The following is a 12,386-nucleotide window of genomic DNA, read 5'->3' as shown; positions in this document are numbered from 1 at the left end:
TGTCCCACACAACGTCATAGTATAGAAAAAGAGATTTTCTTCTCCTTTTCGACAAGATCAGACGCTAAATCAAACCGATGAATCGGCTTCATCATCAAATCAACATGGGGCAAAAAATGATTTTTTGATGATCAGCTACAAACGGCCGCCTCGATGAATCCACATCCGATAAAGAGCAAGACAGGCCGCCAAGTAAGCACCGCCAAGCACAAACCCGCCAAGCACATCAGACGGATAATGCACTTGCAAGCTTAACCGGCTTAAGCCAGTTAAGAGCGCCAGCGCCGCAAACACGCCGTAAATGGCCGCCCGTTCTCCACGCTTGGTGCGCGTTTGCGCCAAAAAATACGCTAAAAGCAGCAAGTAAATCGTCCCGATCATCGCGTGGCCGCTCGGAAAACTGAACCCCCCGATCTCGGCATGCGGCGGGCGCTCCCGCCCCACAACATGCTTGATCCATTCGTTGATGCCATACCCCCCACCAACAGCGACGACAACCAACACCATTCCATAGACATCGCGGCGGAAAAACCATAAACCAATGACAAGCATCACACTGATGATGCCTATTGTTTTCCCATTGCCGAGAAACGTAAACGGATCGAGCCATTGCCATGAATCAAACAGCTGCAGCCCACCTTCGTCAGCCGCCTTTGTCACCCCGGCTGCCACGCTTGCCCAAACAGCCAAAAAAAAGACCGCGCCGACAGCCGCTATCATCCATAATCGTCGGTTCACTCTGACTCACTCCTTGTTGATGCTTCCTCACAACCGCATCAGTCGGTTGCCCACCACTGGATATCAAAGTCGATTTGTACGGAGATCAAACCAAAAGGAAACATTGAAAGTTCCTCATTATAACTTAATATATTTTCATGAACAAAAGAAAAATCCTCCTTAAAAAGCAACACTTTTTAAGGAGGAAACAACCGTTACGACGGCAGCTTCGTCTCTCCCATCAGGAACCGGTCCACTTCACGGGCCGCCCCCCGGCCCTCGTGGATCGCCCAAACGATCAGGCTTTGGCCGCGGCGGGCGTCGCCAGCCGCAAACACGCCCTCGATGTTTGTTGTATATTTGCCGTATGGGGCTTTCACTTTGTTGTTGATCGTTTCAACGCCAAACTGCTTCAACAACGGCTGCTCTGGCCCTTCAAACCCGATGGCGATAAACACCAAATCACACGGCCATACTTGTTCCGTCCCCGGAATTTCTTTAAAGATCGCTTTGCCGTTTTCATCAATGATTTTTTCCATTTGAATCGTATGCAGCTCTTTCACGCGGCCGTGCTCGTCGCCTACGATTTTTTTCGTTTGAATGCAATATTGACGCGGGTCTGCCCCAAATTTCGCCTTCGCTTCCTCATACGCATAATCAAGCGTGAAAACGAGCGGATATTGCGGCCAAGGGTTATTGTCTGGGCGCTTGTCCGGCAAAGCCGGGTGTTTGCCAAACTGGACGACGCTTTTGCAGCCTTGGCGCAGCGCGGTCGCCACGCAGTCGGCCCCCGTGTCGCCGCCCCCGATCACGATGACACGTTTTCCCTTGGCATCGATAAACTGGCCGTCGGCAAAATTCGAATCCAATAAACTTTTCGTCACGCCGGTCAAATAATCCATCGCAAAATGGACCCCCTCAAGCTCCCGGCCTTCAATGGCCAAATCGCGCTGCTTTTGCGCACCGATGCACAAGACGACGGCGTCGTACTGAGCACGAAGTTCGTCAGCCATAATATCTTTGCCGACTTCGGTGTTCGTAATAAACGTGATGCCTTCCTCTTCGAGCAGACGCACCCGCCGCTCGACCACTTCTTTTTCCAACTTCATATTCGGAATGCCGTACATCAATAAGCCGCCGATGCGGTCAGCCCGCTCATACACCGTCACCGAATGGCCGGCTTGGTTGAGTTGGTCAGCGCAGGCCAACCCGGCCGGGCCGGAGCCGACGATGGCCACCTTTTTCCCCGTGCGCGTCTTCGGGATGCGCGGTTTCACCCATCCTTCAGCAAACCCTTTATCAATAATGGCCCGTTCGATTCCTTTAATCGCAACCGCTGGGTCGGAAATGGCCACCGTGCACGATCCTTCGCACGGCGCCGGACAGACGCGGCCGGTAAATTCTGGGAAGTTGTTGGTCTTTAAAAGTCGGTCAAGCGCTTCTTTCCAACGGCCTCGGTACACCAAATCGTTCCATTCTGGGATCAAGTTGTGCACCGGACACCCCGAGGTAAGGCCGTTTAGCTCCAATCCCATATGACAAAACGGCGTTCCACAGTCCATACAGCGGGCGCCTTGGCGGGCCAGCACCTCTTCCGAAAACGGCTGTGTATATTCTTTCCAATCATCAAGACGGGAAAGCGGGTCGCGCTTTTTTTCTTCCTCGCGTGCATATTCCATAAACCCTGTTGCTTTTCCCACGATGGTTCCCCTCCTTCTTTCCGTACACGTCCTCTCTTCTCCCCGATGCGGCCTTCCCGCCTGTTAGGCCAGTTAAAAAGCGAGCCCCGCGCGGCCGCGGGGCCAAAGCGGCGCCGTCGCCCTGCGGCCGTCCGCAAGCTGCGGCGTTACTTCGCTACCGCCTCGAGCTGATGGGCGCCGCCGACAGCCGCCGCTTTTTTCCGTTTCGCCACCGTTTCAAACGCCGCCATGACAGCTTCTTCGTGCGAAAGCCCGGACTGTTCGAGCGTTTCGATCGTCTCAATCATCAGTTTGTAATTGCGCGGAATGACTTTGACAAACCGGCGGACATACGCATCCCACTCTTCGAGCACTAACGCCGCCCGCGGGCTTCCCGTATAGCGGTAATGGTTTTCGATCATCCGACGCACGTCGCGAATTTCTTCCTCGTCTTCGAGCCGCTCAAACGAGACGAGCTCAAGGTTGGCGGTTTGCTGCCAGCTGTCTTCATCGGCAAGAACGTAAGCGATGCCCCCGGACATGCCAGCGGCGAAGTTTTTGCCAACCGAACCGAGGATGACGACGCGGCCGCCGGTCATATATTCACACCCGTGATCGCCGACTCCTTCGACAACAGCATGGACGCCGCTGTTGCGCACACAGAACCGTTCACCGGCGCGGCCGCGAATGTACGCCTCGCCGCTCGTCGCCCCGTAGAAAGCGACGTTGCCGATAATGACATTGTCCGCTGCGGCAAACGGCGCCTCATGCGGCGGACGGACGATCACTTTGCCGCCGGAAAGCCCTTTGCCGACGTAGTCGTTCGCGTCACCGACGAGCTCGAGCGTCATCCCTTTCGGCACAAACGCCGCAAAACTTTGCCCAGCCGATCCGGTGAAATGGAGGCGGATCGTATCATCCGGCAACCCTTCCTCACCGTAGCGTTTCGAAATCTCGCTGCCGGTCATCGCCCCGACCGTGCGGTGGACGTTGCGGATGGCGAGGTGAAGTTCGACCGGCTCCTGCCGTTCAAGCGCTGGCTGCACCGCCGGCAAAATTTCTGTATGATCAAGCGTCTCTTCCAAACGATGGTTTTGCCCTTTGATGCAAGTGCGCGGTCCATCGACTTGGTACAGAAGACGCGACAGATCGAGATGTTTCGCTTTCCAATGCGCTTTCGCCCGCTCGCTTACCTTCAAGACATCGACGCGGCCGACCATTTCGTCGATCGTGCGGAAGCCGAGCTCCGCCATAATTTCCCGCACTTCTTGAGCGACAAAGTACATAAAGTTGACGACATGTTCTGGCTTCCCGGTGAATTTTTTGCGCAGTTCCGGATTTTGCGTCGCCACGCCGACCGGGCATGTATCCAAATGGCAGACGCGCATCATGACACAGCCTAAAACGACGAGCGGTGCCGTCGCAAATCCGAATTCTTCGGCCCCAAACAGCGCCGCCATCACAACGTCACGGCCGGTCATCAATTTGCCGTCGGTTTCTAGAACGACGCGGTCGCGCAACCCATTGAGCATGAGCGTCTGATGCGTTTCCGCCAAACCAAGCTCCCACGGCAGGCCGGCATGTTTAATACTCGTTTTCGGCGAAGCGCCCGTGCCGCCGTCATAGCCGCTGATGACAATGACATCGGCGTTCCCTTTCGCCACGCCAGCGGCGATCGTGCCAACGCCGGCTTTGGCGACGAGCTTCACGCTGATGCGCGCATCTTTGTTGGCGTTTTTCAAGTCATAAATGAGCTGGGCCAAATCTTCAATCGAGTAAATGTCATGGTGCGGCGGCGGCGAAATGAGCTCCACCCCTGGCGTTGAGCCGCGCACTTTGCCGACCCACGGATACACTTTGTTGGCCGGAAGCTGCCCGCCTTCACCCGGTTTTGCTCCTTGGGCCATTTTGATTTGCAATTCATCGGCATTGACCAAATAATGGCTTTTTACGCCAAAACGTCCGGACGCCACTTGTTTGATCGCGCTGCGGCGCCAGTCGCCGTTTTCATCTTTCACATAGCGGGCCGGGTCTTCGCCGCCCTCGCCGCTGTTGCTTTTTCCGCCGATCCGGTTCATGGCGATCGCCAGCGCCTCATGGGCTTCCTGGCTGATCGAACCGAACGACATGGCCCCTGTTTTAAAGCGGCGGACGATCGACTCGACCGGTTCGACTTCCTCAATCGGCACCGGTTGCCGGCTCGAATCGAAATCGAACAAATTGCGCAAGAACGTCAACTGTTCTTCATTGGCCAGTTTCGAATATTGTTTATAGAGATTGTAGTCGTTTTTCCGGCACGCCCACTGCAGCAAATGGATCGTCTTCGGGTTGAATGCATGATGTTCGCCGTTGCGCCGCCATTGCAACTCGCTGCCCGTATCGAGCACATCGTCTTCATGCCGCGCGCCGAAAGCGGCTTCGTGGCGCATTTTCGCTTCTTTTGCAATTTCCGCAAGCCCGATGCCGCCAATTTGCGATGCCGTGCCGGTAAAGTATTCCTCAATGACATCGTTGCCGATGCCGACCGCTTCAAAAATTTGTGCGCCGCGGTAGCTTTGCACAGTCGAAATCCCCATTTTCGACATCACTTTGACAACGCCGTCAACGGCTGCCTTCATATACGTTTTCACCGCTTCACGGTAAGACAAGGCGATCGTGCCGTTTTCTGACGCTTGGCGGATCGTCTCGAGCGCCAAGTACGGGTTGATGGCGTCCGCCCCGTAGCCGATGAGCGCCGCAAAATGATGCACTTCACGCGCTTCGCCGCTTTCGACCAGCAGGCTGACGTTCGTGCGCGTCCCTTTGCGGACAAGGTGTTGATGAAGCCCGCTTACCGCCAGCAACACCGGAATCGCCACATGCGTTTCATCGACGCCGCGGTCGGACAACACGAGGAGCGCCGCGCCGTTTGCAATGGCTTCATCCGCTTTGGCAAACAGCTCATCAAGCGCCTGTTTCAAGTCATCCGTAAACAGCGTCGGCAACACCACACAGGCAAACTCCGGATACGGATTGGCTTTTAACGCCGCCAGTTCCTCGTTCGTCAACAGCGGCGTCTCAAGGCGGATGCGCCGCGCCGCTTTGGCGTCCGGATGCAAAATGTTCCCTTCTTTGCCAAGCAACGTCATCGTTGACGTGACGACATATTCGCGAATCGCATCAATCGGCGGATTTGTCACTTGGGCGAACAGCTGCTTGAAGTAGTTGAACAAACTTTGCGGCCGCTCCGACAGCACGGCAAGCGGCGCGTCCATGCCCATGGCGCCCGTCGGATCTTTCCCTTCCGTCGCCATCGGCAAAATCGTTTTTTCCACATCTTCAAACGTGTAGCCGAACGCTTTTTGCAGTTTGACAAGCTGCTTCGGCGCTTCGACGTCCTCCGGAATTTCCAGATCGCCAAGCGTGATCATTTGCTCGTTGATCCATTGGCGATATGGCTTTTCATGAGCCATTTCTTCCTTGATTTCCTGGTCGGAGATGATGCGCCCTTGCTCGAGGTCAACCAAAAGCATTTTCCCCGGGCTCAGCCGTTCCTTATATAAAATGTTGTTCGGGTCGACATCAATGACGCCGACTTCGGATGAGAAAATAATGTAGTCGTCTTTGGTGACGTAATAGCGGGCCGGACGCAAGCCGTTCCGGTCCAAAATGGCGCCGATTTGCTTGCCGTCGGTGAACGAAATCGCCGTCGGTCCATCCCACGGCTCCATGAGACAGCTATGGTACTCGTAAAACGCCTTTTTCGCCCCGTCCATCTGCTCATCCCAAAACCACGGTTCCGGAATGAGCATCATCGCGACATGGGCCGGCTTCCGGCCAGCAAGAACGAAAAATTCGAACGCATTGTCCAAAATCGATGAGTCGCTGCCGTTTGTATCCAAAATCGGCACGACTTTTTCCAAATCCGCGCCGAACGCTTCGGACACAAATTGTTTCTCGCGCGCCGCCATCCAGTTGACGTTGCCGCGCAGCGTGTTGATCTCGCCGTTATGGATCAAGTAGCGGTTCGGATGGGCCCGCTCCCAGCTCGGAAACGTGTTCGTGCTGAAGCGCGAGTGCACGAGAGCAAACGCCGAACGGAACCGTTCATCTTGCAAATCCAAATAAAACGCATCGATTTGTTCCGGCGTAAGCAACCCTTTATAAACGATCGTCCGGCTCGAGAAGCTCGCTACATAGCACTCGTTGTTTTCCACACATTTTTCGAATTGTTTGCGGATCACATACAGCTTCCGTTCAAACGCCAACTCATCAGCCACGTCATCACTTGCCGCGACAAACACTTGGCGGATGAACGGCTGGCTTTGCCGCGCCAGTTTGCCAAGCTTTTCACGATCAACTGGAACTGTCCGCCATCCGAGCAGCCGTTGCCCTTCTTGAGCGACGATCTCATTGAACATCGATTCATAGTACGCCCGTTTCGCTTCCTCTTCCGGCAAAAAGAACATCCCGACCCCGTAGCGCCCTTTTTCCGGCAAGTTCATCCCGCCGCACACCGCTTGAAAATACTCATGCGGAATTTGCGTCATAATGCCCGCGCCATCGCCCGTTTCCGGATCGCTCCCTTGTCCGCCGCGGTGTTCAAGCTGGCGAAGCATATGAAGTGCCTTTTTGATAATGTCGTGCGACGGTTTTCCTTTCAAATGCGCATAAAACCCGATCCCGCATGCATCATGCTCAAATTCCGGGCGATATAACCCTTGCGCTTCCGGTAATCCGTAGTGTTTCATGCTGCCTTCCCCTCCCGTTCCGAATTGTCTGTAATATTCATTGTAGTTTTCAAAATTAATATAAACAATATATAATTTAGATAAAATCCATCTCTTTTTGCGATCAATCAAAAGGAGGGAGAAAAATGGAGCTGCGGCAACTGCAATATTTCGTGGAAGTCGCCCGGCGCGAACACGTCTCCGAAGCCGCCGACGCCCTCCATGTCGCGCAGTCGGCGATCAGCCGGCAAATTGCCAACCTCGAAGCGGAGCTTGGCGTGCAGCTGTTTGAACGGGAAGGGCGAAACGTGAAGCTCACCCCGATCGGCCGCCATTTTTTGCCGCACGCCGAAGCGGTGTTGAAGGCGGTCGAGGATGCAAAGCAACAAATCGAAGAGTATTTGGACCCGGAACGCGGAACGATTAAAATCGGGTTTCCGACAAGCCTGGCAAGCCACATGATGCCGATGGTCATCTCCGCCTTTAAAGCGGAACACCCAAACGTCTCGTTCCATCTCCGCCAAGGGTCGTACTATTATTTAATCGAAGCGGTGAAAAAACGGGAGATCGACCTTGCCTTTCTCGGACCGATTCCGGTTCGTGAAATCGGCATTAAAGGAGAAATTTTGTTTTCCGAACCGTTTGCCGCCCTCCTGCCGAACAGCCATCCGCTCGCCCGCCGCGACCGGATCGTATTGAACGAACTGCGCCATGATCCATTTGTAACGTTTCCAAAAGGATACATTTTGCATCAAATCGTTATTGACGCTTGCCACCAAGCCGGATTTTCGCCCAACATTTCATCGGAAGGCGAAGATCTCGATGCCATTAAAGGGCTTGTCTCCGCTGGCATCGGCGTGACCCTCCTGCCGGAAAGCGCCTTGTCGGAAAGCCTCCTTCGCTACGCCGCCAAAGTGCCGATTGAGATGCCGCAAGTAAAGCGAAACGTCGGCATTATCATTTCCGACCACCACGAACTCGCTCCGTCGGTGAAAGTGTTTTACCAGTTTGTGAAAGACTTTTTCGCGGAGCTCGAGCGGTATCAATTGAGGGGGTGAACGCTCCCCCGCCTACGCTCACGTCGAAAAACGGATTCGAGATCACAAAAAAAAGACGCAGGTGCTTCACTCTGCGTCTTTCCTTTCTTCTTCTGCACACTTCCCCTTTCCGTCGCCTTCACTCATCAAGGATCATTCAAAAAGAAGATGTGGAGAGCACCAAGTTCGGACGCTGCTTCCGTTCGATTGCGTCCGAACGTCATCCTAACCGCACGACCGTCCGGCCGCGCAGCTCGCCGCGCAAAATGCGCTCAAGCGCTTGCGGCAATTCAGCGAGCGAAATTTCTTGAACAATCCGCTCCAAATCTGGCTTTAAGTCGCCAGCGAGCCGCTCCCAAATGCGCAAACGCAAATCCATTGGACAATAGACGGAATCAATGCCAAACAAGCTGACGCCGCGCAAAATGAATGGATGGACGGTTGTCGGCACCTCGACGCCGCCTGTCAACCCGCTCACCGCCACCGCTCCGCCGTAGCGGATGCGGCTTAACACCGTCGCCAGCGTCCGGCCGCCGACCGGGTCGACCGCCGCGGCCCAGCGCTGCTTATCAAGCGGACGAATGCGTTCAGCCGTGACGTCTTCGCGCATCAACACTTCCTTGGCGCCGAGGGCGCGCAAATAGTCGTGCTCCGCCGTTTTGCCTGTGCTCGCTTCCACCGTATAGCCGCGCTTCGATAGCATCGACACGGCCAGACTCCCGACGCCGCCCGTCGCCCCCGTGACAAGCACCGGTCCGCGTTCCGGCGTCAACCCATGCTCCTCAAGACGGTGAATGGACAGCGCCGCTGTAAACCCAGCCGTCCCAATCGCCATCGCTTCTTTCAACGTCAACCCTTTTGGCAGCGGCACGAGCCAATCGCCATGCAGCCGGGCGTACTCGCTGTAGCCTCCGAAATGCGTCACGCCGATTTCATAGCCAGTCGCAATCACCTCATCCCCTTCGCGGAAACGCGGATGGTGCGACGAAACAACCACCCCGGCCAAATCAATTCCCGGCACAAATGGATACGTTTTCACAATTTTGCCGTCCGGAATGGACGCCAATCCATCTTTGTAGTTGACGCTTGAATAATGGACGCGGACAACGACGTCTCCTTCCGGCAAATCATCCATGGAAATCGTCTGCACACCGGCAGTAAATTCTGTTTCGGTTTTGTTGACAACGAACGCTTGAAATACGGACATCATTCTCTCCCTTTCCCATACATTTTTCACTCATGTCATTCGACAACCAAACGCCAGATTCCTTTTCTGAACCAAAAAGCCCCTCACTTCCACCTGTGAGCGTAAGCGAACGATGAATAAACGTCTAATGAAAGGTCCTCCCTACACTTCCTTGATTTCTTTTGGTACACTGTAAACAAGCGTATCTTTAAAATGAAAGAGGGTGGAACAATGGGCAATATCCCTGACTCGAACAAAATTTACACGTACGCTGACTGGGAAACGTGGGAAGGCCGCTGGGAACTGATAAATGGAAAAGCCTATAATATGACACCTGCTCCATCTTCGGAACATCAATTTGCCGTCGGAGAATTGTATTTTGCTTTGCGCCATTTTTTCCAAAACAAACATTGTTATGTCTTTATGGCGCCGTTTGATGTATTCCTTAGCAAAAATGAAACGTATGAAACCCCTGATGACATTGTCCAACCCGATATTGCCGTGATTTGCAATAAAAAACAGATTGTCCAAAAAGGATGTTACGGGGCGCCTGCACTGGTTGTTGAAGTTTTGTCACCTTCAACCGCTTTAAAAGATTACAACGAAAAATTTTACACGTACCAACACTATGGCATTGCAGAATATTGGATCGTCGATACGGCTAACAAAATGATTCATGTATACCATTTGCACGAAGGAGCCTATCAACGGCATGCCACATACGGGCAACAAGACACGCTGCATTCCGCACAATTTGAGGACTTAGCTATTCCACTAACGTATGTATTTGGATGGAGTTAAAACGGTTCTGACCATTCAGTGTTCATGATCGATCTTTCGTCAAACGCACAGGAATCGATGATCGGGCAGCCGGCCCTAAGGCAGATGTCTAAGAATCTCCCATCTCGAAACCGGGAGAACGTCCAACCCTAGCGACAGCGGCCTGCTTCTATGTTTTTCCGAATGTCTGCACGAAGGCAAACAAAACGCCAGCCTGTCGATCCGGCTGACGTTTGTCGTTCTTCTTATTGAATGGCCGCTAGCGCCCCGCTCAAGACGCGGACCACAAACGAAAGTTCATCATCCGTGATGCAAAGCGGCGGCGACAAGGTGAGCACGTTGTTGTACCCGGCGACTGTCGTTCCGTTTTTGCCGATGATGAGGCCGTTCTCTTTGCATCGATGGATCACTTGATTGACAAGCGACACATCGAGCGGCTCTTTCGTCGCTTTGTCAGCGACAAGCTCAATGCCGACAAGCAGCCCTTTGCCCCGCACATCGCCGACATACGGGTGGCCGGCTAGGTTCGTTTTGAGCTCATCAAGCAGCCATTCCCCAGCCTCGCGCGAGCGGTCAAACAGCCGCTCTTCCTCCATAATCTCGATGTTTTTCAGCGCCACCGCGCACGAAGCCGGGTGGCCGCCAAACGTATTGACATGGCGGAAGTAGTCGTATTCATCCGTTCCCTTGAACGCTTCATAAATCTCTTTTCGCACCGCCGTTGCCGCCAGCGGCAAATACGCGCTCGTAATGCCTTTTGCCATCGTGATGATGTCCGGCTTGACGCCGTAGTGTTGAAATCCGAACGCCGCTCCCGTCCGGCCGAAGCCGCAGATGACTTCATCGACAATCAGCAAAGCCCCGTGTTTTTCACACACTTCTTTGACCGCTTTCATATACCCGTCCAGAGGAATGAGCACACCGCCCCCGGTGATGATCGGCTCCATAATGACGGCCGCAATCGTTTCACTCAACTCCCACGTCATGACATCATCAATGGCCTTGACCGCCCGCAACCGGCGCGGGTCATCCGCCGCATCCGGGTCGCGGTACACATCCGGCGGCGGCACGTGGATGAACCCTGGCGCGAGCGGTTCGTATTTGTATTTCCGTTGCGCCTGCCCGGTCGCTGAGAGCGCCCCCATCGAATTCCCATGGTACGCCCGGTAGCGGGAAATGATTTTGTACCGGTGATGCTCCCCGCGTTGCTGATGGTATTGGCGGGCGATTTTAAACGCCGTTTCGTTCGCTTCCGACCCGCTGTTGGAAAAGAAAATCACATACTCATCGCCTAACAGTTCGTTGAGCTTTTCCCCGAGCTGAATCGCCGACAAGTGGCTTTGCGTCAACGGGAAATACGCCAGCGTCTTCAGCTGCTCATACGCCGCTTCGGCGAGTTCCTCGCGCCCGTAGCCGACGTTGACGCACCAGAGCCCCGCCATCGCATCCAAATACTGATGGCCAGCTGCATCCGTCACCCAGCAGCCTTTCGCTTCGGCGGCAATCAGCGTTGCTTGTGGGTTATATGGCTTCATCGAATGCCAGATATATCGGTCATCTTTGTCGAGCCACAGTTGGTGGGTTTGTTCAGTTTGCATGATTCTCTGCCCCTTTCACCCAACACAGGTTAAAAATCAAACCGGGAAGTAATCATCTTTTTGCGCGTGTAAAAATTCACGCCATCTTTTCCATTCACATGAAGATCGCCGTAAAACGAATCTTTCCAGCCAGAGAACGGGAAAAACGCCATCGTCGCCGGCACGCCGACGTTAATGCCCAACATCCCCGCATCGGCCTCTTCACGGAATTTCCGGACGGCCTTCGCATCCTTTGTATAAATCGTCGCCCCGTTCCCATACCGAGACTTCCGAATATAGCTGAGCGCTTCATCTAAATCATTGGCCCTCAGCAAACTTAATACAGGTGCGAAGATCTCTTCTTTCGCGATCGTCATATCCGGGGTGACATAATCAAAAATCGTGGGACCTAAAAAATTGCCTTCGGGTCTATCATCCATTTCCTTTCGCCCATCGCGCAGCAATACCGCGCCCTCTTCAATCCCCTTCTGAATGTAGCCTAGCACCTTTTCACGGTGAGACTGCCGAATGACCGGGGTTAATAACACTTCCGGATCCATACCACCTGTAAATTATCACTTTATTTCCGCACAAAAAAGACTCTTTTTTGCACATTCCTTCGGAATATCCCTCTCCCCCTTTCCGAAAGAATGTGCTAAATTTTTTGTGAATTATTTCAGAATGGGACATGGGTGATTTCC

At 53.9% G+C, this 12,386-nt stretch carries 7 protein-coding genes and 1 pseudogene; 2 read left to right on the top strand and 6 right to left on the bottom strand.

The features are described 5' to 3' along the window. Positions 1-135: 135 nt before the first annotated feature. From JCR24_RS10415 to gltB, 3 genes are all read right to left on the bottom strand, one after another. A complete protein-coding gene (locus JCR24_RS10415; protein ID WP_020278734.1) occupies positions 136-720 on the bottom strand; it encodes a phosphatase PAP2 family protein in 585 nt (194 codons plus the stop codon). A 212-nt stretch (positions 721-932) separates the two neighbouring features. After that, the gene (locus JCR24_RS10410; protein ID WP_011230928.1) at positions 933-2,417 is read right to left on the bottom strand and encodes a glutamate synthase subunit beta; all 1,485 of its coding nucleotides are present in this window, start codon (positions 2,415-2,417) and stop codon (positions 933-935) included. Positions 2,418-2,563: 146 nt separating this feature from the next. Beyond that, positions 2,564-7,126: a glutamate synthase large subunit gene (gene gltB / locus JCR24_RS10405; protein WP_238980580.1), complete on the bottom strand. Its 4,563-nt coding sequence runs from the start codon at positions 7,124-7,126 to the stop codon at positions 2,564-2,566. Positions 7,127-7,251: 125 nt separating this feature from the next. Between gltB and gltC the strand changes: the two genes are divergently transcribed. Further along, a complete protein-coding gene (gltC, locus tag JCR24_RS10400; protein WP_020755536.1) occupies positions 7,252-8,163 on the top strand; it encodes a glutamate biosynthesis transcriptional regulator GltC in 912 nt (303 codons plus the stop codon). Positions 8,164-8,362: 199 nt separating this feature from the next. On the opposite strand, the gene JCR24_RS10395 is transcribed toward gltC, so the two are convergent. Further along, positions 8,363-9,349 carry an NADPH:quinone oxidoreductase family protein gene (locus tag JCR24_RS10395; RefSeq protein ID WP_238980579.1) on the bottom strand — a complete coding sequence of 329 codons (987 nt, stop codon included), beginning with the start codon at positions 9,347-9,349 and terminating at the stop codon, positions 8,363-8,365. A gap of 210 nt (positions 9,350-9,559) precedes the next feature. Between JCR24_RS10395 and JCR24_RS10390 the strand changes: the two genes are divergently transcribed. Then, complete coding sequence (locus JCR24_RS10390; protein ID WP_238980578.1) at positions 9,560-10,129, top strand: Uma2 family endonuclease; 570 nt, start codon at positions 9,560-9,562, stop codon at positions 10,127-10,129. A gap of 224 nt (positions 10,130-10,353) precedes the next feature. Here JCR24_RS10390 and JCR24_RS10385 read toward each other — a convergent pair whose 3' ends face one another. Together JCR24_RS10385 and JCR24_RS10380 are read right to left on the bottom strand one after the other, a co-directional pair. Next, the gene (locus JCR24_RS10385; protein WP_238980577.1) at positions 10,354-11,706 is read right to left on the bottom strand and encodes an aspartate aminotransferase family protein; all 1,353 of its coding nucleotides are present in this window, start codon (positions 11,704-11,706) and stop codon (positions 10,354-10,356) included. 29 nt (positions 11,707-11,735) lie between these two features. Beyond that, positions 11,736-12,248 (bottom strand): annotated as a pseudogene (locus JCR24_RS10380) (aldehyde dehydrogenase family protein); the annotation flags it as partial. Positions 12,249-12,386 lie beyond the last annotated feature (138 nt).

It is taken from the genome of Geobacillus sp. YHL (genome assembly GCF_022341265.1).
In the GTDB taxonomy this organism is placed as follows: Bacteria; Bacillota; Bacilli; order Bacillales; family Anoxybacillaceae; genus Geobacillus; species Geobacillus thermoleovorans.
This window is presented reverse-complemented; position numbering and strand designations above follow the sequence as displayed.